Source organism: Streptomyces sp. NPDC046308, assembly GCF_055588065.1.
This window is the reverse complement of the sequence record NZ_JBVJFB010000008.1, coordinates 252,062-275,650: the sequence shown is the minus strand read 5'-3', so window position 1 is coordinate 275,650 and position 23,589 is coordinate 252,062. Positions and strand designations below refer to the sequence as shown.

The 23,589-nt window shown below is 73.3% G+C and carries 22 protein-coding genes; 18 read left to right on the top strand and 4 right to left on the bottom strand.

Annotation, left to right across the window (positions count from 1 at the left end):
• The first annotated feature begins 413 nt into the window (after positions 1-413).
• The 4 genes from ACZ6JT_RS29130 to ACZ6JT_RS29115 all read left to right on the top strand — a co-directional run bounded on the left by ACZ6JT_RS29130 (position 414) and on the right by ACZ6JT_RS29115 (position 4,130).
• Complete coding sequence (locus tag ACZ6JT_RS29130) at positions 414-818, top strand: MerR family transcriptional regulator (RefSeq protein ID WP_469214224.1); 405 nt, start codon at positions 414-416, stop codon at positions 816-818.
• Positions 819-958: 140 nt separating this feature from the next.
• The gene (locus ACZ6JT_RS29125) at positions 959-1,840 is read left to right on the top strand and encodes an NADP-dependent oxidoreductase (RefSeq protein ID WP_469214222.1); all 882 of its coding nucleotides are present in this window, start codon (positions 959-961) and stop codon (positions 1,838-1,840) included.
• 466 nt (positions 1,841-2,306) lie between these two features.
• Entirely contained in the window at positions 2,307-2,777 is a 471-nt protein-coding gene (locus ACZ6JT_RS29120) for an SPW repeat protein (protein WP_469214221.1), read from the top strand.
• Positions 2,778-2,900: 123 nt separating this feature from the next.
• On the top strand, positions 2,901-4,130 hold the full coding sequence (locus ACZ6JT_RS29115; RefSeq protein ID WP_469214220.1) for a PP2C family protein-serine/threonine phosphatase: 1,230 nt from the start codon (positions 2,901-2,903) through the stop codon (positions 4,128-4,130).
• Here the strand turns inward: ACZ6JT_RS29115 and ACZ6JT_RS29110 are convergent.
• From ACZ6JT_RS29110 to ACZ6JT_RS29100, 3 genes are all read right to left on the bottom strand, one after another.
• A complete protein-coding gene (locus ACZ6JT_RS29110) occupies positions 4,085-4,501 on the bottom strand; it encodes a hypothetical protein (RefSeq protein ID WP_469214218.1) in 417 nt (138 codons plus the stop codon). The two genes, ACZ6JT_RS29115 and ACZ6JT_RS29110, sit on opposite strands and share 46 nt — an antisense overlap.
• A gap of 9 nt (positions 4,502-4,510) precedes the next feature.
• Positions 4,511-4,864: a cupin domain-containing protein gene (locus ACZ6JT_RS29105; RefSeq protein WP_469214216.1), complete on the bottom strand. Its 354-nt coding sequence runs from the start codon at positions 4,862-4,864 to the stop codon at positions 4,511-4,513.
• 228 nt (positions 4,865-5,092) lie between these two features.
• Positions 5,093-6,637 carry an FAD-dependent oxidoreductase gene (locus ACZ6JT_RS29100; RefSeq protein WP_469214215.1) on the bottom strand — a complete coding sequence of 515 codons (1,545 nt, stop codon included), beginning with the start codon at positions 6,635-6,637 and terminating at the stop codon, positions 5,093-5,095.
• Between the two features lie 192 nt (positions 6,638-6,829).
• Here ACZ6JT_RS29100 and ACZ6JT_RS29095 point away from each other — a divergent pair, with 192 nt between their 5' ends.
• Together ACZ6JT_RS29095 and ACZ6JT_RS29090 are read left to right on the top strand one after the other, a co-directional pair.
• Entirely contained in the window at positions 6,830-7,384 is a 555-nt protein-coding gene (locus ACZ6JT_RS29095) for a cysteine hydrolase family protein (protein ID WP_469214447.1), read from the top strand.
• 381 nt (positions 7,385-7,765) lie between these two features.
• Complete coding sequence (locus ACZ6JT_RS29090; RefSeq protein ID WP_469214213.1) at positions 7,766-9,169, top strand: M20/M25/M40 family metallo-hydrolase; 1,404 nt, start codon at positions 7,766-7,768, stop codon at positions 9,167-9,169.
• Between the two features lie 36 nt (positions 9,170-9,205).
• Here ACZ6JT_RS29090 and ACZ6JT_RS29085 read toward each other — a convergent pair whose 3' ends face one another.
• Positions 9,206-10,228, bottom strand: a complete 1,023-nt coding sequence (locus tag ACZ6JT_RS29085) for a DNA topoisomerase IB (RefSeq protein ID WP_469214211.1) — start codon at positions 10,226-10,228, stop codon at positions 9,206-9,208.
• 335 nt (positions 10,229-10,563) lie between these two features.
• On the opposite strand from ACZ6JT_RS29085, the gene ACZ6JT_RS29080 reads away from it, so the two are divergent.
• From ACZ6JT_RS29080 to rfaE2, 12 genes are all read left to right on the top strand, one after another.
• Positions 10,564-11,310 (top strand): SDR family oxidoreductase, encoded by a 747-nt coding sequence (locus ACZ6JT_RS29080; protein ID WP_469214210.1) that lies wholly within the window; start codon positions 10,564-10,566, stop codon positions 11,308-11,310.
• Between the two features lie 14 nt (positions 11,311-11,324).
• Positions 11,325-12,134 carry an SDR family oxidoreductase gene (locus ACZ6JT_RS29075; protein ID WP_469214208.1) on the top strand — a complete coding sequence of 270 codons (810 nt, stop codon included), beginning with the start codon at positions 11,325-11,327 and terminating at the stop codon, positions 12,132-12,134.
• A 120-nt stretch (positions 12,135-12,254) separates the two neighbouring features.
• Positions 12,255-13,355, top strand: a complete 1,101-nt coding sequence (locus ACZ6JT_RS29070) for a lactonase family protein (protein ID WP_469214207.1) — start codon at positions 12,255-12,257, stop codon at positions 13,353-13,355.
• Between the two features lie 165 nt (positions 13,356-13,520).
• Positions 13,521-14,483: a UDP-glucuronic acid decarboxylase family protein gene (locus ACZ6JT_RS29065; protein ID WP_469214205.1), complete on the top strand. Its 963-nt coding sequence runs from the start codon at positions 13,521-13,523 to the stop codon at positions 14,481-14,483.
• Between the two features lie 85 nt (positions 14,484-14,568).
• A complete protein-coding gene (locus ACZ6JT_RS29060; protein WP_469214203.1) occupies positions 14,569-16,224 on the top strand; it encodes a carbamoyltransferase family protein in 1,656 nt (551 codons plus the stop codon).
• A gap of 5 nt (positions 16,225-16,229) precedes the next feature.
• Positions 16,230-17,306: a glycosyltransferase family 2 protein gene (locus tag ACZ6JT_RS29055; RefSeq protein WP_469214445.1), complete on the top strand. Its 1,077-nt coding sequence runs from the start codon at positions 16,230-16,232 to the stop codon at positions 17,304-17,306.
• Entirely contained in the window at positions 17,303-18,031 is a 729-nt protein-coding gene (locus tag ACZ6JT_RS29050) for a D-glycero-alpha-D-manno-heptose-1,7-bisphosphate 7-phosphatase (RefSeq protein WP_469214201.1), read from the top strand. The genes ACZ6JT_RS29055 and ACZ6JT_RS29050 overlap by 4 nt, the downstream gene beginning before the upstream one ends.
• Positions 18,028-19,107, top strand: a complete 1,080-nt coding sequence (locus ACZ6JT_RS29045) for a glycosyltransferase family 9 protein (RefSeq protein ID WP_469214200.1) — start codon at positions 18,028-18,030, stop codon at positions 19,105-19,107. Before ACZ6JT_RS29050 ends, ACZ6JT_RS29045 begins: the two co-directional genes overlap by 4 nt.
• Positions 19,104-20,066 (top strand): glycosyltransferase, encoded by a 963-nt coding sequence (locus tag ACZ6JT_RS29040; protein WP_469214199.1) that lies wholly within the window; start codon positions 19,104-19,106, stop codon positions 20,064-20,066. Before ACZ6JT_RS29045 ends, ACZ6JT_RS29040 begins: the two co-directional genes overlap by 4 nt.
• Positions 20,063-21,334, top strand: coding sequence for a glycosyltransferase (locus ACZ6JT_RS29035; RefSeq protein WP_469214198.1), 1,272 nt, complete (start codon positions 20,063-20,065; stop codon positions 21,332-21,334). The genes ACZ6JT_RS29040 and ACZ6JT_RS29035 overlap by 4 nt, the downstream gene beginning before the upstream one ends.
• 137 nt (positions 21,335-21,471) lie before the next feature.
• The gene (locus ACZ6JT_RS29030; protein ID WP_469214196.1) at positions 21,472-22,128 is read left to right on the top strand and encodes a D-sedoheptulose-7-phosphate isomerase; all 657 of its coding nucleotides are present in this window, start codon (positions 21,472-21,474) and stop codon (positions 22,126-22,128) included.
• Entirely contained in the window at positions 22,125-23,522 is a 1,398-nt protein-coding gene (gene rfaE2 / locus ACZ6JT_RS29025; protein ID WP_469214194.1) for a D-glycero-beta-D-manno-heptose 1-phosphate adenylyltransferase, read from the top strand. The genes ACZ6JT_RS29030 and rfaE2 overlap by 4 nt, the downstream gene beginning before the upstream one ends.
• Positions 23,523-23,589: the final 67 nt, after the last annotated feature.

Sequence of the window (23,589 nt, the reverse complement as noted above, 5' to 3'; positions counted from 1 at the left end):
CGGCAGCATGCCAACCTGCTCCTGCACGGCGTCCAGGGTCAGTCCGAGCAGGGGCGAGTCATGCCTGTGTGCCCCCTCGGAGACGATCCCCAGCGGGACGCCGCTGGCGTCGCAGGCGGCGGGTCGACCGATCCTGTGCTCAGGGCGGGTTCACCACGGCAGGTTCCCGGATCGGTCGATGAACTGTCCCCTCGGCCCGTTCGGGCCGATCGTCGCGAGGGTCACGATGGGATGGCGCCCCCTTGCGTAGCGGGGCGCCACCGGGCTCCTGCGCGGACGCATTTCCGAGGAGGCGCAGGCCGCCACGGACCGGCTGATCACCACCGCCGAACTCGACACCGCCCGGCTGATCCCGCTGGCCGCCGACTCATCGGCTGTCTGAACCTGGAGGCCGCGAACGTAGGCTCTCAAGAATGCGGATAGGCGAGTTGTCAAAGCGCACGGGCGTGAGTCCGCGCTCACTGCGGTACTACGAAGACCAGGGACTGCTGAGCAGCACACGCTCCAACGCGGGGCAGCGTCACTATTCCGATGCTGCGGCCCAGCGCGTGTCGCTCATCCGACAGCTGTTCGACGCGGGGATGTCCAGCCGGGTGATCGCGACAGTGCTGCCGTGTGTGGACATCCCGAGTGACCTGGGCGTCGCCGAGGAGACGTTCACAGCGATGGTGCGCGAACGCGATCGGATCGACGCCGACATCGCGCACCTGATCGAGACCCGGAATGCACTCGACGCGCTGATCAGTGCCAACAGCCGGCATCGGGCGGAGCTGTCCGCGGGCCCCGGAACCGGCGCCGCACTCGACCTGATGCTGTGATCTGCGCCTCAGCCGGTTGCCCCTGACATCAATGTCAGCGGTGAGGATGGCGACAGCGCCCGGAGTCACCGGGTGGGTCATATGAGAGGCGGCCGAAGATGGGGCAGGCATGGGGTTTTGGCAGGTATGGCGGGCCCGAGGTGCAGGAGTTCTTCGATCGCCCCGATCCGGTACCCGGTCGCGGTGAGGTGCTGATCCGGGTCGACGTCGCCGGCGTGAATCCCCTCGACCACCTTCTGCGCTCAGGTCTGGTCGACGGGCTCGACGGAGGGCGTCCGTTTCCCCGCGTGCTGGGCATGGAGGCAGCCGGAACCGTTCTTGCCCGTGGCGAGGACGTCCACGGGCTCGAGGTGGGCGACGCCGTCTTCGGCTTCGCACTGACCGGCGGCGGCACCTACGCCGAGACCACGGTGCTGTCCGCGCCGAACGCCGCGCGCATCCCGGCGGGTCTGTCCGCGACCGTGGCGGCAACGCTGCCGGTGGCCGGGACGACCGCGGTGGACGTGCTCGACCAGCTCGGACTCCCCGCCGGCGCTACGGTCCTGGTCAACGGGGTCGGGGGTGGGGTCGGCCTGGCAGTCGCCCGGCTGGCCATCGGGCGCGAGCTGCGCGTGATCGGCACGGGGAGTACTGCCAAACGCGAGCACGCCGAGGGCATCGGGGTGCGGTTCATCGACTACACCGCCGAGGACGTCGCCGCCGCGGCACGCGAGCTGGTTCCGGGCGGCTTCGACGGGATCGTCGACCTGGTCGGAGGCACCTCGCTGCGGACGGTCGCTCCGCTGGCCCGGGATCCCCGCAACGTCATCGCTGTGGGTGATACGTCTGTGCCCGATCTCGGTGGGCGGTTCGTCGAGCGTCGCGTCGACCGCGAGAACCTGGAGCGGTCGGCCCGGCTGGCCCTTGAAGGAGTCCTCGCACCCGTGATCACCGCGGTCCGTCCGCTCTCCGAAGCCCCGGCCGCCCTCGCCGCTGTCGAGAACGGTCACGCCTCGGGGAAGGTCGTCATCCAGGTGGCATGAGAAGTGCCCAGCCGCCTGACGCCGTCGACCGTCCATCGCGGACTGGCGAGAACCCGTGGTCGGCGCATCACCAACTGAGCACGTTCGTCCCTGTACACGGCTGAGCGCGTTCAGGCGTACCCCGGCACCGACGCGCCCAAGCGGGCTGGGGCGCGAGCGCGGGCCATCGCTCCGGGCGGGGCTGTTCATCAGGCGGGCACGGCCGCGGCTGCGGTACAGCACCGCGTGGAGTGCGTCGCGATCCTCGAACCCATCGCGAAGGCCGCCTGACCGGGGGAAACGGGCCGTTCCGCCGTCGCTGGGCGCGGGGGCGGGGGCGCTGCGGCGTGTGGGCCGTGCGGTCCGGCTCCTGCTCGGTGTGGAGCGCGCTTCAGGGCTGCGGATGTTCGTACTCGCGGCCCTGAATCTATGTTTATGGTCGTTTTATGGGTATACGCCCGTCATCACTCCTTCTTCGGAGGTCATCATGGCGTCAACCCACCGCGCACCCATCGAAGAGCACCCCGACCTCATGGACCTGCACGCCCGGCACGACCGTGTGGCAGCCACCCCCCGCGCTCAGATGGTCGAGGCCCTCGCCCTGATCACGGGGCTCTACCTCGCGGCATCTCCCTGGATAGCCGGTTTCAACGGCTTCACCACGCTGGCCGTCACCAACCTCATCGCGGGCATCGCCTACATGCTGTGCATGGGCGGCATCGGCAACTCGTACGAGCGCACCCATTCCATGGCCTGGGCCGCAGCCGCCATCGGCATCTGGACCTGTGTAGCCCCCTGGGTCGTCGCCGGTGACGTCGCGCACACCCGCTCCATCACCAGCAACCTCATCACGGGCGCGATCGCAACCCTCCTCGCCCTCGCCGCCGCCTCCGCGGCCCGCGACGACGCCAGCCGGCACGACCCTGGTACACGCCGTCCCATGTCAGGAACCCGCTGAGACGCCAGACGCTCGTCGCAGCCGTGGCCGCGGGCGGTCCGTACCCCCGCGGCCGGCGCGGCGGCGAACGAACGAGGCCGCGCTCCTGTCGTGCGGAGTAGCCGACGTCCTCAGGAGGAACATGTGGCGCCTGATCGGATCGGACTGGCAGAGGTCCTGGCAGCCGCGGAGGCGGCCGCGCCCGTGGACTCCCTCGATGTCGTGGCGCGCAATCTGCGCGAGCGGTTCGACGCTCGGTACGTGTCGTTCCTGTTCGTCGACGTCGTGGGCCGGCGCCTCCTGCGAGTCCATGACACCGCGGCCGTACACCGGCGGGAGCGCGCCGTGGAGGTCCCCCTCTCCGGCTACGGCGGGTACGACGAGGTCCTGCGCGGCCAGCGGCAGGTGCTGACAGGGGACGGGGGGCGGGGGCAGCGGGTCCTGACACCGGTGACCAATCGTGGCGACACCATCGGTGTCCTGGAGCTGCACCTGCCCCTGGTCACTGGATTGATCTTGGAACAGGTCGAGGAGGCCGCCCACGCGCTCGCGTACATCATCGTCACCGATCGCCGCTTCACCGACCTGTACCACTGGGGAAACCGCACCACCACGGTCGGTCTGTCAGCGGAGATCCAGCGGCAGCTCCTGCCCTCGGCTTCTTCCTGCGAAGCACCCCAGTTCACCGTCGCGGGGGCCCTGGTCCCGGCCTCCACCATCGCCGGTGACACCTACGACTACTGCCTCGACTCCGACTGGCTGCACCTGTCGATCACCGATGCGATGGGCCACGACGTCAGTGCCTCCCTCATGGCGACGCTCCTGGTCAACGCCTCACGCGGCGCCCGTCGCGCCGGGTGCGACCTCGCCGAGCAGGCCCGCCAGACCCACCGAGCCCTCCTCGACCACGGTCGCCACACCCTGGCCACCGGCCAGCTCCTGCGGCTCGCTCTGGACGGAACCAGCGCCCACCTCGTCAATGCCGGCCATCCCTGGCCGCTGCGCGTGCGCGACGGCGCGGTCGACGAACTGCGCCTGGCTGTGGACATGCCCTTCGGCATGGTCGAGCAGGGCGCCTACCAGGTGCAAGACCTCGACCTGCGCCCCGGTGACCGCCTGCTACTGCACACAGACGGCATGCAGGAGCGGGATGCGGCGACGGTCGACCTGCCCGTACTCCTGCGCAAGACCGCGGCCGAGCACCCGCGCGAAGTGGTGCGCGCCCTGGTCGGGGCGGTCACCGACGCCTACGACGGCCGGCCCCCCAAGGACGACGCCACGGTGCTCTGCCTGGACTGGCACGGCCACCGCCGGCGCGGCGGCCGTACTCACGGCCCGAGCAGGGCGGCCGTCCCCCACAGGCCCGCTCCCTGACGCAGCAGGAGGAGAACCTGCTCGTCGTCAGGCCGGTGCGGCCCGGGAAGCCAGACCAGGACGACGCGGCCGGTCGCGAGCGCCATCTCCGTCCACGAGTCCGGCACGAGACCGGGAGGAGATCGGTAGAACTCGGCTCCGCGGTGGGTGACGACCACCACGCCGTTCCTGACGGCCGCCGACCAGGAAGTGACGGGCCGTAGGAGGTCCTCGACGACGCCGGTGAAGGGCGCGAGTCCCATGTCCGTGAGCTGCTCGTAGACCGACCGGTCGTCGCGGTCCTCATCGGTGAACACCAGGAGCGGTATGTCCCCCGCCGGTGTCCCGCGGAATCCGATCGCCTTGCACGCCCACGACGGTTCCTGGTTCATGCGCTGCCCTCACGGCATCCCGAAGAGCCCCCCTGCGACGGGCGGTTGGCGGTGTGCGGACCTGTCGGCGAAGGGGCCGTACGATCCGCGGTCGGAGTCCTGCGCGTACGCGTGGACGGTCACGGTGAGCCCCGACCCCGGTTCGCGGCGCATGCGGTGCAGGGTTTCCGTGTCCAGGGAGAAGCCCTGCCCGGCATGCACACACCGCTCCATCGGTTCGTCGGCCAACCATGCGTGACGGATGCTGCCTCGGGCGACGTAGACGCCCTCGGGCTCGCGGTGGGCGCGGAATCCCGTGTCGTAGCCGTCGTCGTTCCAGGCGATGGCCCAGGCGGTGAACCGGTCATCCGTGAACAGGGGCACGCACGTGGGCCCTGCCCCGTGCGAGGCGCCATCCCCCAGGCGTGCTTCCCAGCGTCCCAGGTCCCGTCCGAGTTCGGTGGCTACCGCGAGCAGGTACTCGGATGAGCAACGGCTGAGGGGCTGCACCATCGGTGAGGCGAATCGGTTCATATCGGGCTAATTCCCCAAACGTGTGGGCTCATGCCCGCACAACCAGCGGTCCAACGGGAGGGCCCTGAGGGCATCCCCTCACAGCTCTTCGGGGTCCCGTCGCTCCAGAGGGCGCAGTGCCGGGCCCTGCACGACCTCGCCGTCAATGCCGAAGCGGGACCCGTGGCACGGGCACTCCCATGTGCGTTCGGCGTTGTTGAAGGCCACGATGCATCCCATGTGGGTGCAGACGGCGGACACGGCATGCAGTTCGCCCTGGTCGTCGCGGTGCACGGCGCAGGGTTTGCCATCCGCCCGGACCACGGTTCCTTCACCCGGCCGCAGGTCCCGGACGGGGCCCGTCGTGCCGTCGCCGAACGTGTCGAGGCGGTCCTTGACGAAGTGTTTCCCGGTGTCCCACTGCGCCTTGAGGAACGCCGGTGCGGATTGCACGGCGGAGCCGAAACGACCGGGATCGTAGAGGCCGGCCCACCGTTGGGGCGTGGCGCCGACGAGGGAGGCGATGAGCGCCCCGGCCATGACTCCGCCGGTCATCCCCCAGCCGGCGAAGCCGGTCGCGACGTACACGTTCTCGCCGGCGGTGGGAAGCCTGCCCACCAGCGGCACGGTGTCCGTGGAGCTGTTGTCCTGCGCCGCCCACCGGTGGGAGATCCGCACCCCGGGGAAGTGCTCCTCCGTCCAGGCCTCCAGGCGGGCGTAACCCGCCTCGGTGTCTTCACCCGTGCCCGGGGTGAACGCCTCGCCGGTGACGATGAGCAGGCGGTTTCCGTCAGCGAGGGGAGAGGTACGAACGGAGCGTTTGCCGCCTTCCGTGGTGATGTACATCCCCTCGGGGTCCCGATCGGCGGGCAGGGGGCCCGCGATCACCAGGTCGCGGTGCTGGGTGAGCCGGGTGGCGAGCACGGCGTGGTCGAAGACGGGGTGGTGGGTGGCCACGACGACGTGGCGGGCGGAGACGGTCACCCCGGCCTCCGTCGTGAGTCGGCAAGGATCACCGGTGTCGAGGCGGGTGACACGGGTGCCCTCGTGGATCCGGCCGCCGCGCGCGACGATGTCGTCGACGAGCCCGCGCAGGTACTTCAGCGGATGGAACTGGGCCTGGTCCTCGACCCTGACGGCGCCGGCGACGGGGAAGGGGAGGCCGGTCTCGGTGACGAACGATGCGGTGAGGCCCGCCGACCGAGCCGCATCGGCCTCCGCGCGCAGAGCCTCGACCCCGTCGGGTCGCTGGCAGTACGTGAGGGCCGGGCGGGGCTCGAGCTCGCAGTCGACACCCAGTTCCGCGGCCACCTCGGACACATGTCGCAGGGCGGCGCTCTGGGAATCCGCGTAGTCGCGGGCGGCCTGCTCCCCGTGTTCGCTCCGGAGCGTTTCGTAAACGGACGTGTGCAGCGCGGTGAGCTTCCCCGTCGTATGGCCCGTGACGCCGCTCGCGAGCCGGTCCGCCTCCAGCACGGTGACGCTGAGGCCCGCCCGGGCGAGTTCCCAGGCCGTGCTCAGGCCCGCGATGCCGCTGCCGATGACCGCGACATCCGTTTCGGCGGGCTGGGAGAGAGGGGCGAAGGACGGAAAGGCCGCGGTCCGCATCCAGTAGGACCGTCCGCTGTCGGGAAGTCGGTTCATAACCTGCGGCTGCCCAGGTAACCGGACCCGATGCGTCTCCTCCTGGCCCGGCCGGCGAGGCGGGATGCGCGCCCGGGGGGCACACTGGTGCTCAAGGGTGCCGCTGGCGGGCCGTGGTACGCGCGCATCGCGCTCGGCCAGGCCCGGCCCCGTCTCGTGAGGGGAGCAGGACGAGTAGAAGTGGCGACTCCCATGCCCGGTACGGCGCTGATCGTGATCGACATGCTCAACACCTATGACCACGAGGACGCCGAGGCCCTGGTCCCGTCGGTCCGCGAGGTCCTGCCCGCGATCACGACGCTCCTCGAGCACGCGCGGGCGAGTGCGTCGCCGGTCGTGTACGTGAACGACAACTTCGGCGAATGGCGCTCCCACCACGGGGAGATCCTGCAGGCCGCCCTCGCCGGCCGGCACGCCGACCTGGTGGAGCCGGTGGCGCCCGACGACACGTCCCTCTTCGTGGTCAAGGCGCGGCACTCGATCTTCTTCGAAACCCCTCTGGCGTACCTGCTGAACCAGCTCGGAACCGAGCGCCTGGTCCTGTGCGGCCAGGTGACCGAGCAGTGCGTGCTGTACTCGGCTCTGGACGCCCACATCCGGCACTTCGACGTCGTCGTCGCGCAGGACGGGGTCGCCCACATCGACCCGGAGCTGGCCGCGGCGGCCCTGCGGATGATGCGCACCAACATGTCCGCCGAGATCTGCCCGGTGAAGGACATCGCCTTCGACGCCCGATCGGCGTCGTGAACCAGACGGCCGTCGAGACCGCCCGCGGCGCCCGCAGCACCTCCGCATGAACGATCGGCACCTGGGAAGACGCCCGCTGAGCACCCCCGGTCCCGGTCCCGGTACGCGGACAGGCGTCGGACAGGGCAGAACGGGGTGAGGAACGGCGGTGGCCGCAATGGAGTGGAGAAAGCCCAGGGCTCGTCGCGGTGAGGCGCCCGCCGCCCGTCAGGACGACCGGGTGACGCCGTGGGAAGACCTCGAACGAGTCCTCGACCAGATGTTCGACCTTCTGGAGGGCTGTCCTCCAGCGGCGGTCAGCGGGCTGGAGGGCGGGAGCCGACTCCCGGACGGTCGGCGTGCCCACCGCGGCCGGGACCGGGGCCGCGGCGGACACCGGCCATGAGCCTCCCGTCGACCGCCACCCCACCCGGCGCCCTGCCGGGAAAGGACGCGCTCACCGAACTGGGGGAGTGGGTGCGCATCGCGTCCGTCTCCTGCGACCCGGACCGGGCCGATGACGTCCGCCGGTCCGCCGGCTGGCTCGTCGAGGCACTGCGCCGCACCGGCTTCCCGCGCGCCGAAGTCTGGGAAACGGACGCCCTCCCCGCCGTCTACGCCTCCTGGCCGGCGGCTGATCCGGGCGCCCCGGTCCTGCTGGTCTACAGCCACCACGACGTGCATGTCGTCGATCCTTCCGAATGGCAGGTCACCCAGCCGTTCTCCCCGCTCCTGCGGGACGGCCGGCTCCACGGTCGCGGCGCGTCGGACGCCAAGGGCCAGATCATGAGCCACCTGTGGGCCCTGCGCACGCACCTCGCGCAGCGCACCGCCCCGGCGGTGACGGTGAAGTACCTGATCGAAGGCGAGGAGGAAGTCGGCTCGGTACACCTGGCCGACCTGCTGTCGGAGCACGCCGATGACCTGAACGCCGACGTCGTGATGGTGTCCGACTCGATGCTCTGGTCCCTGGACGAGCCCACCGTGTGCGCCGCGGTGCGCGGGTCGGTCACCGCCACCCTCGCCGTCCGCGGGGCCGAACGCGACCTCCACAGCGGCGCCGTCTCCGGCGCCGCCGCGAACGCGGCGGTCGAGATGTGCCGCATGGTGGGCCTGCTCGGTGACGCGTCGGGCCGCGTCGCCCTGCCCGACTTCTACGCCGCGGTGACCGCCCCGGGCCCGAAGTTGCGCACCGGCGTCGGCTCCGTCCCCTTCGACCTGACGGACTGGCAGGCTGAGACCGGTACGTTCGACGCCCCCGGTGAGGCGGGATTCACGGTTCCCGAGCGCCTGTGGACCCGCCCCTCCGCCGAGGTCGCCCGTCTCACGGCCGGCCGCACCGACGCACCCGCACTCGGCCTCATTCCGGCGGAGGCCAGTGCCGACCTGCTCTTCCGGCTCGTACCCGATCAGCGAGCCGACCAGGTCGCCGACCAGTTGCGCGCCTGGCTGGCCCGGCACCGGAGGCCGGGTTTCACCTACGACCTGGAGATCTCCTCCACCATCTCGGACCCCTACCGGACGCCCCCCGACGCCCCGGCGCTCGCCGCTCTCACCCGGGCCGTCAGTCATGCCTACGGGGCTCCGGCCCGGCACATCGGCAATGGCGGTGCGGCTCCCGGCGCGCAGCTCGCCGACGCCTGCGACGCGCCGGTGCTGTTCTTCGGGACCGGACTTCCCGGAGACCGCTGGCACGGCCCGGACGAGCGGGTCGAGATCCAGGCGCTTCGACTCGGAGTCAGCGCGCTGGCCCGGTTCCTCGACGAACTGTCGGCCGGCGAACCGCCCACCCGCCGCAAGGCGTAGCCGAGGGCCGGCCGGCCCGGGAACCCGGGCCGCTCGTCATGTCCGGCCCGCTCTCAGGAGTGCCAGGACCGCGCGCTCGACGCCACCCTGCGTGGACGGACGCCCGACGGGGCCGTCCTCGCCCAGCTTGCCGAGAGCGGGGGCGATGGTCTCGCCGTTCTCGTAGAGCTCGATGACGCGGGGATCGATGTAGGACGCCCGGCAGACGGCGGGAGTGTTGCCGAGGTAGTCGCTGACCTCGCGCACGGCGCGCGCCACGACCCTCGCGCGCCGGGCGCGGGTCGTGCCGGCGGTGTTCGCGGACACGGCCAGGGCGACCGCCGCCAGGACGGTGGCGTACCAGGTCCGGAAGTCCTTCGCCGTGACGTCCTGCCGCGAGCGGTCGCGCAGGTAGGCGTTCAGGTCTTGGGCGTGGACCTCGTGCCACGTTCCGTGCTCCCGGTAGGCGAAGAGTCCCGGTCCGTCGTCCTTGCGCCGGAGCAGCGCCCGGACCACGGCATGGGCGTGCTCGTCCAGGAACGTGCGCGTCACCGTCCTGCCGGACTTGGCGGGGAAGTCCAGTCGGATTTCGCCGTTCCGGCAGGACGCGTGTTCTCGCAGCAGGGTCGTGAGCCCGTAGCTCCCGTTGTCCCGGGCGTAACGTTCGCCGCCGATCCGCAGGAACCCCAGGTCCAGGAGCCGCGTCATGCAGGCCAGCACGCGGGAGCGGGTCAGTCCGCGTCCGCGGAGGTCGTCCGCCACGTGCTCGCGCAGTCGGGGGAGGGAGCGGGCCACGCGTTGGACGTGCTCGTGTTTGGCGGCGTCCTGCTGGTCGCGGAAAGCAGGGTGGTAGAGGTACTGGCGCCGGCCGGCGGCGTCCGTGCCCACCGCCTGGATGTGGCCGTTCGGCCAGGGACAGATCCAGACGTCCTGCCATGCCGGAGGGATCACGAGCGCGCGCACGCGGTCCCGGTCCTCGGCTGACAGGCACCGCCCGTCCGCGTCCAGGTAGCGGAAGCCGCGCCCCTGACGTATCCGGCGGCATCCTCGGCCGTGGGGGTCGCTGGTCCGTAGGCGCACGGCGGCAGCCCTTCAGTCGCCCGCATGGATGCCGCTGTGGGGCGCGATTTCACGGGGTTTCCCTTGCTTCATGTCATTCATGCCGTGCGTCTACCCCTGTGCGGGCCGTCGATACCAGGGCGGCTGGGTGACGAGAGCGCGTACCTCGCCGCCCCGGCGCGGCCTGGGCCGTCGAGCACGCGAAAAGGGCGCGCGCCGCCTGGTGGCCTAATCCCGCGCGCCGGGTGCCCGGTCCCTGCCCAGAGTGGGTCCCACGAGACGCGACGGCGCCCGCCCCCCTCCCCTCGAGGGCGGTTGGCGTCGCGCGCCGGAACCGAGGGAAGGCAAGGCACACCATGAACAGCGCGGCACAGGTCGATCTGACGGGCAAACAGGCTTTGGTCACCGGCGGGGCCCGGGGGCTGGGCGCCGCCATCGCGCGGCGGCTCGCCGCGGCCGGCGCCTCCGTCCTGGTCGCCGACGTACGCAAGGACCTCGCTCAGGAGCTCTGCGCGGACCTCGTCGTGGCGGGCGGCCGCGCCCGCTTCGTCGAGATGGACGTGTGCGACCCCGCCGCGGTCGCGGCCGTCCTCGGGGACGTCGAGGCGGACGGCGGTCGGGTGGACGTCCTGGTCAACAACGCGGCGGTCGACGTGTCGAAGTCCGTCGAGCACCTGACCGCCGAGGAGGTCAGGCACGTGGTGACCACCAACCTGCTCGGGCCGATGTACCTGTGCCTGCACACCTACCGGCGCATGGTGGCCGCGGGCGGGGGTCACATCGTCAACATCCTCTCCACCGCCGCCAACCGGACCTGGACGGAAGCGGGCCCCTACGCGGCGAGCAAGTCCGGGCTGCGGGCGTTCACGCACACCCTGTTCAAGGAGGCGCAGCGGGACTGCACCGGGATCGGCGTCACCGGGATCATCGCCGGCGGGATGGAGACCGCCTTCATCATGGACCGGTTCCCGGACGCCGACACCGCTCTGCTCCAGAGCCCGGAGATCGTCGCCGACACGGTCATGTACGCGCTGTCCGTACCCGCCGGGAGCGTGGTCGGCGAACTCGTCGTGGTGCCCCGCCGGGAACCCTCCTGGCCCTGACGGAAGGCTCGACCATGATCAGCCCTCTGGACTTCTCCCCCACCACGGCGGTGGTCACCGGCTCCGACTCCGGCATCGGCCGTGCCGTCGCCGTACAGCTGGCCACGGCCGGACTGGACGTCGGCATCACCTGGCACGAGGACGAGGAGGGGGCCGAGCGCACGGCCCGGGAGGTCCGGGCACGCGGCCGGCGTGCCGTGCTCGCCCGGCTCGACCTCACCGACCTGCCCGCCGCCGCCGACGTCATCGACCGACTCGCCGACGAACTCGGGCGCATCGACGTGCTCGTGAACAACGCGGGCACCGGAACCGCCACGCCCTTCCTGGACCTGGACCTGACCACCGTCCGCCGGGTCCTCGACGTCGACCTCGTGGGCCCGCTGCTGTGCGGTCAGCGGGCGGCCCGGCACATGATCCGGCAGGGCGCCGGCGGCCGGATCGTCAACGTCACCTCGGTCCACGAACACCAGCCACGGGTCGGCGCCGGCCCGTACTGCGCCGCCAAGGGGGGATTGGGCCTCCTCACGCAGGTGATGGCGCTGGAACTCGCCGCACACGGAATCACCGTGAATTCCGTGGCGCCGGGGGAGATCGCCACGCCCATGACCGGCCAGGAGGACGAGGACGTGCGTGCGCAACCCCGGCCGGGCGTTCCCGCCGGCCGGCCGGGCGACGCCCACGAGGTCGCCGCCGTCATCGCCTTCCTGGCCGGACCCTCGGCTTCCTACGTCACGGGTGCCTCCTGGGTGGTGGACGGGGGCATGCTGCGGATGGGTCCCATGGCCGGGTCGCACATGGACCACGACCGGTGGCGCCGGCCCTGAGCGACCGGTCCCGGGCTTCGGACGCCCTACCGGTCCGCACCTCCCCGGATGGCCCAACCCGCGGTCCCGTACCGGCCCGGTCGGGGCGGGTGCTCGGCGGCGGGCTGTTAGTTTCCCCCGGTGGCAGCGGACCGACGGCGGAAGGACCACCCCATGGGCGGCGGGGGAAGCACGTACCGGGACGCCGGACAGCGCGCCCACATCGGTTCGTTCACCTCCGGCGGAGGCCGCGGGATCACCACGGCGGCCGTGGACCCCGGCACGGGCGCGCTCACCGTCCTGGGCGTCGTCGAGAGCGCGGGGGACGCCTCGTGTCTGGCGCTGTCCGCCGACAGGCAGGTGCTCTACGCCGCCGGTGGGCCCGATCACGGGCTGGCGGCCGCGTACCGGATCACCGCGGACGGTCTGGCTCCGCTGGGCGGTCCCGTCCCTGTCGACGGCCTCGGTCCCGCGCACGCGAGCGTCGTCGGGGACCGGCTGCTGATCGCCAATTACACGTCCGGCGACGTGAGCAGCCTCCCGATCGCGGCCGACGGCAGGCCCGAGGGCCCCGCCGCCGTCCTTGGCCACAGCGGCCGCGGGCCCGACCCCGAGCGACAGGCGGGCCCGCACGCCCACCACGTGACGCCTGATCCGAGCGGCCGCTGGGTGCTCAGCGTGGACCTCGGCACCGACTCGGTACGCGTGTGCGAGCCCGATCCGGCCGGCGGGCCCCTCCGTGTACGGGCCGAGACGCCGCTGCGTGCCGGGAGCGGTCCCCGGGAGGTGGCCTTCCACCCTCGCGGTGACGTGGCGTACGTGATCCACGAGCTGGAACCGCAGGTGACCGTCTGCCGGTGGGACGCCGGCTCCGGGCGCCTGTACCCCACCGGTGAGGTCGCGCTGGGCTCGGGCGACGCGGCGGCGGGCACCAGGGAGTACCCGTCGGTCGCGCTCGTCTCGGCGGACGGCCGCTTCGTCTGGGCGGCGGTCCGGGGCAGCAACCTCATCACGACCCTGTCGCTGTCCGACGGGCCCGAGAAGCCGCGGATCACGGATGCGGCGAGCTGCGGCGGTCAGTGGCCGCGGCATCTGGCGGCCGACGCGTCGGGTCGTCATCTGTACGTGTCCAACGAGTGGTCCGGCGACGTGACCTGGTTCGCCGTCGATCCGGAGACCGGACGCCTGCGCCCCGCGGGCCGGCTGGACGTCCCGGCCGCCGCCTGCGTCGTCCTGGTCTGAACACGGCCGCCGTCACCCGACTGCCTGCTCCCACGTGCCGCGCTCCTGCGGCTCCAGCAGGCTGGGGCCGTACCTGCGGGCTTCTCCCCGGGGCGAGCGGGGGCCTTTCGCCGCCCCTCCCGGTTGCTGCGTCCCGCGCCGTCCTTGCCCCACGAGGAGATCATCGTGGCCTCATCGCATGCGCCCCGTTGGGAGCACGCCGTCGTCACCGGCGGTGCGGGCTTCGTCGGATCGCACCTGTGCTCCGCCCTGCTGGCTGCGGGGACCGCCGTCACCTGCGTCGACGACTTCAGCACGGGGCGGTCCGAGAACATATCGGAACTGGTGGGCCACCCCCGATTCACCCTGCTGGAGACGAACGTCTCGCGGCCCTTCAGCGTCGGACGGGACCCGGACCTCGTCCTGCACCTCGCCTCCCCGGCTTCCCCCGCCGATTACCTCCGGCTGCCGATCCACACGCTGGAGGCGGGGAGCCTCGGCACGCGCAACGCCCTGGAGCTGGCACACCGCAGCGGGGCCCGCTTCGTCCTCGCCTCCACGTCCGAGGTCTACGGGGATCCGCAGGAGCACCCGCAGAGCGAGCGGTACTGGGGGCACGTCAACCCCGTCGGCCCGCGTAGCGTCTACGACGAGGCCAAACGCTTCGGCGAGGCGCTGAGCAGCGCCCACGCCTCGGCCCTGGGCACGGACGTGTGCATCGTGCGGCTGTTCAACACCTACGGTCCGCGCATGCGGGGCTACGACGGTCGCGCCGTTCCCACCTTCATCCGCCAGGCGCTGGCGGGTGCCCCGCTGACCGTCACCGGCGACGGCCTCCAGACCCGTTCGCTGTGCTACGTCGAGGACACCGTCGCCGGCATCCTCGCGGCGGCCGACCACGGGATGCGGGGGCCGGTCAACCTCGGCAACCCCGACGAGCTCACCATGCTCGAGCTGGCCCGCTGGATCGTCGAACTGACCGGTTCCTCCTCGGAGATCACCTTCATCGAGCGGCCGACCGACGACCCGACCGTGCGCTGCCCCGACATCACGCTGGCGCGGGACAAGCTCCAGTGGGAGCCGCGCGTGGCGGCCGAGGACGGGCTGCGCCGCACGATCGCCTGGTTCCGCGCGGAGCGCGACGGCTGACCCCTTCGGCTCCCTCGTGCTCCACCGGCGGCCGCGCCCCCGCTCGCTCCCGCCCGGTTCCCCCAGCCGAAAGGGCACTTCCCCGATGCGCATTCTCGGAATCAACGCGCTCTTCCACGACCCGTCCGCCGCCCTCGTCATCGACGGCCGTACGGTCGCCGCCGCCGAGGAGGAACGGTTCTCCCGCCGCAAGCACGGCAAGCGGCCGGTGCCCTTCTCCGCCTGGGAGCTGCCGGAACAGGCCGCGGCCTGGTGCCTGAAGCGTGCCGGCCTGCGTCCGCAGGACCTCGACGCCGTGGCGTACGCCTATGACCCCGCTCTGGCGCGGCCGGCCGACGCCATGGGTCTGGACGACCCGTGGGACCACCTTCGTCAGACGTACGCGCGTGAGGCGCCGGGGTTCCTGGCGACCGCCCTGCCCGGCCTCGACCCCGCTCTCGTGCGCTTCGTCGCACACCACATGGCCCATGCCGCGTCCGGCGCGTTCGCGGCGGACGGCGCGGACCGCAGTTCCGTCCTGGTGCTGGACGGACGCGGAGAGCGCGCTTCGCACCTGGCGGCGCGCCGGATCGGCGACAGGCTGGAGCCGCTGTACGCGCAGGACCTTCCGCACTCGCTCGGACTCGTCTACGAGGAACTCACCGAGCACCTGGGGTTCCTGAGGTCCTCCGACGAGTTCAAGGTGATGGCCCTCGCCTCCTACGGGAGTCCGCGGATGCTGGCCGAGCTGCGCCGCTACGTGTACCCCACGGGTGACGGCGGCTTCCACGCCACCGGCGTCCCCTGGAGCGAGTTCTGCCCGCCCCGCGGCCCGGACGAGCCCTGGACCGGGGCCCACGCCGATCTCGCCGCCAGTGCCCAGGCCGTCCTGGAAGAGACGCTGCTGGACCTGGTCCGCTGGCTCCACGGCCGTACCCACGACGACGTCCTCACCCTGGCCGGAGGCGTCGCGTTGAACTGCGTGGCCAACTCCCGCATCGCGCGCGAGGGTCCCTTCTCCCGGGTATGGGTCCAGCCGGCCGCCGGAGACGCGGGAACCGCGCTGGGTTCCGCGCTGCTCCTCGCCGCCGGGGCCGGGGACACCCCCGAGCCCATGGGCGGCGCGGATCTGGGCCGTGACTGGTCGGACGCGGAACTGGGCGCCTGGCTCAAGACGGCGGGAGTCCCCTTCGAACGGTCCCCGGACATCGCGGCCACCGTCGCCGAGGCGCTCGCCGACAACGCCATCGTGGCCTGGTTCCAGGGGCGTTCGGAGTTCGGGCCGCGGGCCCTGGGGCACCGCTCGCTGCTGGCGCATCCGGGGCACGCGGGGAACCTGGAACGCCTCAACGACGTGAAGGGCCGTGAACAGTTCCGCCCCGTGGCCCCCATGGTGATCGCCGAGCGGGCGTCCGAGATCTTCGACGGGCCGCTGCCGAGCCCGTACATGCTGTTCGTGCACGACGTGGCCGCCGCATGGCGCGAGCGCATCCCGGCGGTGGTCCACGTCGACGGCACGGCCCGCATCCAGACCGTGGATCCGGAGCGTGAGCCGCTGGTGGCGCGGATGCTCACCGAGTTCGAACGGCGCACCGGACTGCCGGTCGTCGTCAACACCAGCCTGAACACCGCCGGCCGGCCGATGGTCGACGACCCCCGGGACGCCCTGGAGTGCTTCGGCTCGTCGCCCGTGGACCTGCTGGCCATCGGGCCGTACGCCGTGCGCCGCGGCGCCATCTTCCGGGCCGCCGAGGAAGGTTGACCATGATGCTCCACGCGTCCGTGCCCTCGCCTTCGTACGCGATCGTCGTCCCCACCCTCGGCCGACCCAGCCTCAGGGCCTGCCTGGACGCCGTGGCCGCCGCGACGGCCTCCGGGTGCGGCCCCGCACGGATCGTCCTCGTACACGACCGTCCCGGCCCCGACGGAACCCCACCGGCTCTGGACGTCCCCCCGGCGCTCCGGCCGATCACCACCGTCGTGGCCGGCCGGGCCCGGGGCCCCGCTGCCGCCCGCAACACGGGAACGCGGGCGGCGGGTCAGGTGCCCTGGATCGTCTTCCTCGACGACGACGTGGTGCCGGGACAGGACTGGGGAGAGGACCTGGCGCGTGATCTGGCCTCGGCGTCCCGGGACACCGCGGCCGTCACGGCCCGGATCGAGGTGCCCCTCCCGCCCGGCCGCCGTCCCACGGACTGGGAGCGCAACACCGCCGGTCTGGCCACCGCCCGCTGGATCACCGCGGACATGGCCTTCCGCAGGGAGGCGTTGGACGCCGCCGGCGGCTTCGACGAGCGCTTTCGGCGCGCCTTCCGCGAGGACGCCGAGCTGGCCCTGCGCCTGATCGGGGGCGGCTGGGTGCTGGCCCCCGGAAGCCGCCGCACCACTCATCCGGTCCGCCCCGCCGATCGCTGGATCTCCGTCCGGCTCCAGGCGGGCAACGCCGACGACGTCCTCATGGGCCGACTGCACGGACACGACTGGTGGGGCAGGGCGGGCGCCCCTCGCGGACGCCTGCCGCGCCATGCCGCGGTGACCGCGGCCGGGGCCGCGGCCGTGGGCTGTGCGCTCGCGGGCAGGAGGGGCGCCGCCGCGTGGTGCGCGGCCGGCTGGGTGGCGGGCGCCGCCGAATTCGCCGCGGCCCGGATCGCACCCGGGCCGCGCACCCGGGACGAGGCCGTCACCATGGCGGTCACGAGTGCGGTCATCCCCGCGGTGGCGGTCTGGCACTGGCTGCGCGGGACGGTCGTACACCGCCGCGTCCGCCGGGCCGATCCGGCGGAGCCTCCCGGGAGGCTCCCGGCGGCCGCCGAGGCGGCTCCCCGCGAGCAGGTGCGGTCGTGAGGCCCCGTCCCGTCGCCGGCACGTCCCGCGCCGGGGCCCCGTCCGCAGCCGTCCCCTGGCTGTGGGACCGCCCCGGTGCGGCCAGGACCCCGCACCGGCCGGGGCCGGCCGGCCGGCTCCCGGATGCGGTCCTCTTCGACCGTGACGGCACGCTCGTCGTCGACGTCCCGTACAACGGCGACCCCGCCCGGGTCTCTCCCATGCCCACCGCGCGGGCCGCGGTGACCGCGCTGCGCGAGCTCGGGGTTCCGGTCGGCGTCGTGAGCAACCAGTCGGGCGTCGCCCGCGGGCTCCTGACACAGGAGCAAGTGGAGGCGGTACGCCGACGCGTGGACGACCTGTTCGGTCCGTTCGACGTGTGGGCCGTGTGCCCCCACGGCCCTGGGGACGGCTGCGGGTGCCGCAAGCCCGCTCCGGGCCTGATCCTCGCCGCGTGCCGGCGGCTGGGCGCCGCCCCCGCACGCACCGTCGTCGTCGGGGACATCGGAGCCGACGTGCGGGCCGCCTTCGCCGCGGGCGCGCGCGGGGTGCTGGTGCCGACGCCCGTGACCCGTCCCGAGGAGGTCGCGGCTGCCGGCGAGACGGCACGCGATCTCCTCACCGCCGTCCGGCTCGTCTCGTACCCGGTGGCCGGCCCTGTGGCCGACGGCCCCGACACCGTGCCGCCACCCGGACCGCTGCGGGGGCGCGGGCGCAGCCTCCGCGGCGTCGGCGGTGCCGGATGAACGCCCCGCGCAGTCTCGTCGTACGCCTCGACAGCGCCGGGGACGTACTGCTGGCCGGTCCCGCCGTGCGCGCGGTGGCGGCCGGCTCGTCGCACACCACGCTGCTCTGCGGGCCCCAGGGCGTTGCCGCGGCGCGGCTGCTGCCCGGCGTGGACCAGGTGCTGGTGTACGAGGCCCCCTGGGTGGGGCTGGAGCCGGGCCGCACCTCGCGCGAGGAGTGCGGCCTGCTGGTCGACGCCCTGGCAGCCGGCCGCTTCGACCGCGGCGTGATCCTGGTGTCCCACCACCAGAGCCCGTTGCCGGCGGCGCTGCTGCTCGCGCTCGCGGGAGTGGAGCAGGTCGCTGCCGACTGCGAGGAATACCCGGGATCCCTGCTCGCGCTGCGCCACCACCGGCTGCCGGACCGCCACGAGGCGGAAGCGGCCCTCGACCTGGTGCGCGACTTCGGTTTCGCGCTGCCCGACGGCGACGACGGCAGCCTGCGCGTGTCCGTCCCGCCCGACACGACGCGGTTGACGGGTCCCGAACCGTACGTGGTGCTGCATCCCGGAGCCGCGGTGGCCGCCCGAGCCTGGAGCCCGGCCAGGGCGACGCGCGCCGCGGCCGCCCTGCACGAGGCGGGGCACCGGGTGGTGGTCACCGGCAGCCCCGCGGAGAAGGAACTGACCGCCGAGGTGGCCGGCCGTCACGGGCTCGACCTGGGCGGCGGCACGGCCGACCTGCACGAGCTGGCCGGGGTCCTGGCCGCCGCACGGGTCGTGGTCGCGGGCAACACCGGTCCGGCCCATCTGGCCGCCGCCGTGGGCACGCCCGTGGTGTGCCTGTTCGCACCCGTGGTGCCGGCCGGCCGGTGGCGGCCGTACCGGGTGCCGCACGTGCTGCTCGGCGATCAGCGGGCCTCGTGCGCCGGCAGCAGGGCGAGGGTCTGCCCCGTCGAGGGGCATCCGTGCCTGGACTCGGTGGACGACGACCAGGTGCTCGCGGCGGTCGCCGCACTCCTCACGGCCGGCCCGCCGGGCGGCCGCAGACCGCGACCGCCCGAGCCGAGCCGGACCGACGGAGGAGTGACCGTATGAACATCCTGCTGTGGCACGTGCACGGTTCCTGGACCACCGCGTTCGTCCAGGGGCCGCACACCTACCTCGTACCGGTCACCCCGGACCGGGGGCCCGACGGACTGGGCCGCGCCCGCACCTTCGACTGGCCCGAGTCGGTGCGGGAGGTGACTGCGGCCGAACTGGCCGACGCGCCGGTGGACCTCGTCGTGCTCCAGCGGCCCCACGAACTGGAGCTGGCCGAGCGCTGGCTGGGCCGCCGCCCCGGACGCGACGTCCCCGCCGTGTACCTGGAACACAACGCACCGGACGGCGACGTACCGCGCACCCGTCACCCCTGCGCCGACCGCGAGGACCTGACGCTCGTCCACGTCACCCACTTCAACCGGCTGTTCTGGGACAACGGTGCCACCCGCACCGAAGTCATCGAACACGGCATCGTGGACCCCGGGCACCTCTACACCGGCGTGCTCCCCCGCGCGGCGGTGGTGACGAACGAACCCATCAGGCGGGGCCGGCACACCGGAACGGACCTCCTGCCCGAGCTGGCCCGGGCGGCGCCGCTGGACGTCTTCGGCATGCGCACCCAGGGCATCGCCGCGCACTTGGGCCTGCCCGAAGAGCGCTGCCGTGCCCACGAGCTGCCCCAGCGTGAGCTGCACCGGGCGATGGCCGAGCGCCGCGTGTACCTGCACCCCGTGCGCTGGACCTCGCTGGGACTGTCGCTCCTGGAGGCCATGCACCTGGGCATGCCCGTCGTGGCGCTGGCCGCCACGGAGGCCGTCGAGGCCGTCCTGCCCGGCACCGGGGTCCTCTCCACCCGGCCGGAGGTGCTGGCCCGAGCGCTCGTCCACTACCTCAACGAACCCGAGGCGGCTGCCGAGGACGGCGGGCGGGCCCGGCAGGCCGCGCTCGAACGGTACGGCCTCAAACGCTTCCTGGACGACTGGGAGCGCCTGATGACGGAGGTACGGTCATGACACCCCCCACCGCCCGCCCGATACGGTCGCCCAACCGGCTCCGGCCCCTGTCGCTGGCCCTGGTCTCGGAGCACGCGAGCCCCCTCGCGACACTCGGCGGTGTCGACGCCGGCGGGCAGAACGTGCACGTGGCCTGCCTTGCCGGAGCCCTGGCCGACCGCGGTCACCGCGTCACGGTGTACACGCGGAGGGATTCCCAGGACCTGCCCACGATCAGCCGACTGCGGCCGGGCGTGACGGTCCACCACGTGCCGGCCGGACCGGCCGAACAGCTACCCAAGGACGAACTGCTGCCGCACATGCGGGAGTTCGCGTACTACCTGATGCGCCACTGGCAGGAGACCGGTGCGCCCGACCTGCTCCACTCGCACTACTGGATGTCCGGGCTCGCCTCGCTGGCCGCGGCGCAGGAGCTGGGTCTGCCGATGCTGCACACCTACCACGCGCTGGGAACCGTCAAGCGGCGGTTCCAGGGCGCCGACGACACGAGTCCGCCCTCACGCATCGGCTGCGAGCGGGAGGTGGGGTTCGGCTGCGACCGGATCGTGGCGACCTGCCGTGACGAGGTCACCGAACTCGTCCGGTTGGGCATCCCGGAGGACAAGGCCGACGTCGTGCCGTGCGGCGTGGACGCCGAGCGGTTCCGGCCGGACGGGCCGGTCGCCGAGCGCGGGACCGCCCGGCGCCACCGGCTGCTCCAGCTGGGCCGGCTCGTCCCGCGCAAGGGGGCGGCCCTGTCCATCGCCGCTCTCGCCCACCTGCCGGAGGCCGAGCTCCTGATCGCGGGCGGCCCCGCGCCCGACCTCCTCGACGCCGACCCCGAGGTGCGGCGGCTGCGCGCCGTCGCCCGGGCGGCGGGCGTCCTCGACCGCGTGTGCTTCGTCGGCGCGGTGACCTGCGAGGCCGTGCCGGCCCTGCTGCGCAGCGCCGACGTCGTGCTCTGCCCGGCGGACTACGAGCCGTTCGGCATCGTGCCGCTGGAGGCCATGGCCTGCGGCCGGCCGGTCGTGGCCAGCGCCGTCGGCGGTCAGCTGGACACCGTCGCCGACCGGGAGACCGGACGTCTCGTGCCGCCCGGAGACGCGCTCGCCCTCGCGGAGGCCACCGCCGAACTGCTGGCCGACGACACCGCACGCCGGGCGTACGGGGCTGCCGGGCGGCGGCGGGTCCTGAGCCGTTACGGCTGGGCCCAGGTCGCCGCCGCGACGGAACGGTCCTACCGTTCGGTGCTCGCCGGGCGGCTCGTGGCCGCCGGGGCGAGGACGTGAGCCCCGCGCTGATCGCTCCGTACGGCTTCCGTCCGACGCACGCCTCCGGCCGGCCCGGCCGGGCCGGCCCCCGCTCAGTACCGATCGCCTGAAGGAGGTGGGGTGCGCCCTCTTCCCCGAGCGGCCGCACCGACGCCATGAGCCGATTTCCCGCAACAACAGGAGCCCAGGAGCACTGCCGGTCGCTGGAGGACGCGCTGAGGCGGCTGCGCGTCCACGGTCTGGACCAGCTCACCCACTGGGGTCACCGGCTCGCCGCGGTGCTGCCGGCCGGCGGGCGCCTCCTCGCCGCAGGCAACGGCGGCAGCGCCGCCCAGGCACAGCACCTGACCGCGGAGCTCGTCGGCCGCTACCGCGAGGAGCGACCGGCCTACTCGGCCATCGCCCTGCACGCGGACACCTCGAGCGTCACCGCGATCGGCAACGACTACGGATTCGAGCAGGTCTTCGCACGGCAGGTCGCGGCGCACGGCCGGGACGGTGACGTCCTGGTCCTGCTGTCGACGTCGGGTCGCAGCGGCAACCTGCTGTCGGCCGCGATGACGGCCCGCGCCGCGGGCGTGGAGGTCTGGGCCCTGACCGGAGCCGCCCCCAACCCGCTGGCGGAGGCCGCCGACCAGGCCGTGTGCATCGATGCCGCCTCGACGGCGACCGTGCAGGAGGCCCATCTGGTGGCCGTGCACCTGCTGTGCGAGTCCTTCGACGCGGCCCTCGCGTCCTCCGGCGCCTCCGCCGCCGCCCTCAACAGGCCGGCGTCCCGACCCGCCGTCGCCGCTGTCAGGAGGACCAGGTGACCGGCCGCGAACCGCTGGTCGTGGTCGGTGACGTGCTGCTGGACCGGGACATCCGCGGGGTCGCGTCCCGTCTCGCTCCGGACGCCCCGGCGCCCGTCGTCGACGTCACGGACGACCTCTCACGGCCCGGAGGCGCCGGATTGGCCGCCGTGCTGGCCGCCCGTTCCGGCCGGGAAGTCGTCCTGGTCACGGCATTGGGGGAGGACCGTGCGAGCAACCGCGTGCGGGAGGCGCTGGACGGCCGTGTCCGGTTGGTGGAGCTCCCGCTGGAAGGCTCCCTCCCGGTCAAGACACGGGTCCTGGCGGACGGACGTCCCCTGGTGCGGATCGACCGGGGTGGCGGCGAGGTCGGCCCCGCCGACGCGGCCGTGTGCCGGGCGCTTTCCGGTGCGCACGCCGTCCTGGTAGCGGACTACGGCAGGGGAACGGCGCAGGCGCTGCGGCCCCTGCTGGCCGACACCGCGCGCCGCGTACCGATGGTGTGGGACCCGCACCCGCGCGGCGGACCACCGGTGCCCGGAGCCCGTCTGGTGACACCGAACGCGGCGGAGGCGGCCGCGCTGTGCCCCGACGAGGGGGACTCCCTGGCGGCGCACGCCCGGCGCGGCGCGGAGCTGGCGGAGCGCTGGGGCGCCGCTGCGGTGGCCGTCACCCTCGGGGAGCGGGGGGTTCTGCTGACCCGGCCGCTGTCCGCAGCGCCGATGCTCGTCCCGTCCCCGTACCGGGCCGTGGGTGATCCCTGCGGAGCGGGCGACTGCTTCGCCGCCGGGGTGGCCTGCGCACTCGCGGACGGAAGCCTGCCGGAGGAGGCGGTACAGCTGGCGGTGGCCGCCGCCGCGGCTTTCGTGGCGGCGGGCGGCGCCTGCGACCCCGCCCTCTGGGAGGCGTCCCGCGCCCCCGACTTCACCCGGCCGGCGGGTGGCGACGCGTTCGCGACGGCTGAGAGCGTTCGGGCTCGCGGCGGAACGGTGGTCGCCACGGGCGGCTGCTTCGACCTGCTCCACGCCGGGCACGTCGGCTTGCTGGACAGTGCCCGGCGGATCGGTGACTGCCTGATCGTCTGCGTGAACTCGGACGCCTCGCTGCGGCGGCTCAAGGGGCCGGGCCGCCCACTGAACCCGCTGGAGGACCGCGTACGGGTGCTGGCGGCGCTCGGCAGCGTCGACGCCGTGGTGGCCTTCGAGGAGGACACGCCGGAGACCCTGCTGGGCCGGCTGCGACCGGACGTCTGGGTCAAGGGCGGCGACTACTCGGCCGACGATCTCCCGGAAGCGCGGGCGCTGCGCGCCTGGGGCGGCCAGGCCGTCGTCCTGCCCTACCTCGACGGCCGCTCCACGACCGGCCTGGCCGGTCGCGCCGCCCGGGCGGCCTCGAGTGCCCGGCCCTCGCCGTGACCGGACCAAGCCGGTGCGCGGGGTGCCGCGGCCGCGACCGGGACGCGATGCGTGTGTCGTAACCCGC

Bases quoted from the DNA above. Each gene is read 5' to 3' on its own strand.
- ACZ6JT_RS29045 (WP_469214200.1), top strand. From the start codon at position 18,028: ATGAACGCCCCGCGCAGTCTCGTCGTACGCCTCGACAGCGCCGGGGAC.
- ACZ6JT_RS29110 (WP_469214218.1), bottom strand. From the start codon at position 4,501: ATGAACCAGGAACCGTCGTGGGCGTGCAAGGCGATCGGATTCCGCGGG.
- ACZ6JT_RS29075 (WP_469214208.1), top strand. From the start codon at position 11,325: ATGATCAGCCCTCTGGACTTCTCCCCCACCACGGCGGTGGTCACCGGC.
- ACZ6JT_RS29095 (WP_469214447.1), top strand. From the start codon at position 6,830: ATGCCCGGTACGGCGCTGATCGTGATCGACATGCTCAACACCTATGAC.
- ACZ6JT_RS29080 (WP_469214210.1), top strand. From the start codon at position 10,564: ATGAACAGCGCGGCACAGGTCGATCTGACGGGCAAACAGGCTTTGGTC.
- ACZ6JT_RS29035 (WP_469214198.1), top strand. From the start codon at position 20,063: ATGACACCCCCCACCGCCCGCCCGATACGGTCGCCCAACCGGCTCCGG.
- ACZ6JT_RS29055 (WP_469214445.1), top strand. From the start codon at position 16,230: ATGCTCCACGCGTCCGTGCCCTCGCCTTCGTACGCGATCGTCGTCCCC.
- ACZ6JT_RS29100 (WP_469214215.1), bottom strand. From the start codon at position 6,637: ATGAACCGACTTCCCGACAGCGGACGGTCCTACTGGATGCGGACCGCG.
- ACZ6JT_RS29030 (WP_469214196.1), top strand. From the start codon at position 21,472: ATGAGCCGATTTCCCGCAACAACAGGAGCCCAGGAGCACTGCCGGTCG.
- ACZ6JT_RS29060 (WP_469214203.1), top strand. From the start codon at position 14,569: ATGCGCATTCTCGGAATCAACGCGCTCTTCCACGACCCGTCCGCCGCC.
- ACZ6JT_RS29040 (WP_469214199.1), top strand. From the start codon at position 19,104: ATGAACATCCTGCTGTGGCACGTGCACGGTTCCTGGACCACCGCGTTC.
- ACZ6JT_RS29090 (WP_469214213.1), top strand. From the start codon at position 7,766: ATGAGCCTCCCGTCGACCGCCACCCCACCCGGCGCCCTGCCGGGAAAG.
- ACZ6JT_RS29130 (WP_469214224.1), top strand. From the start codon at position 414: ATGCGGATAGGCGAGTTGTCAAAGCGCACGGGCGTGAGTCCGCGCTCA.
- ACZ6JT_RS29120 (WP_469214221.1), top strand. From the start codon at position 2,307: ATGGCGTCAACCCACCGCGCACCCATCGAAGAGCACCCCGACCTCATG.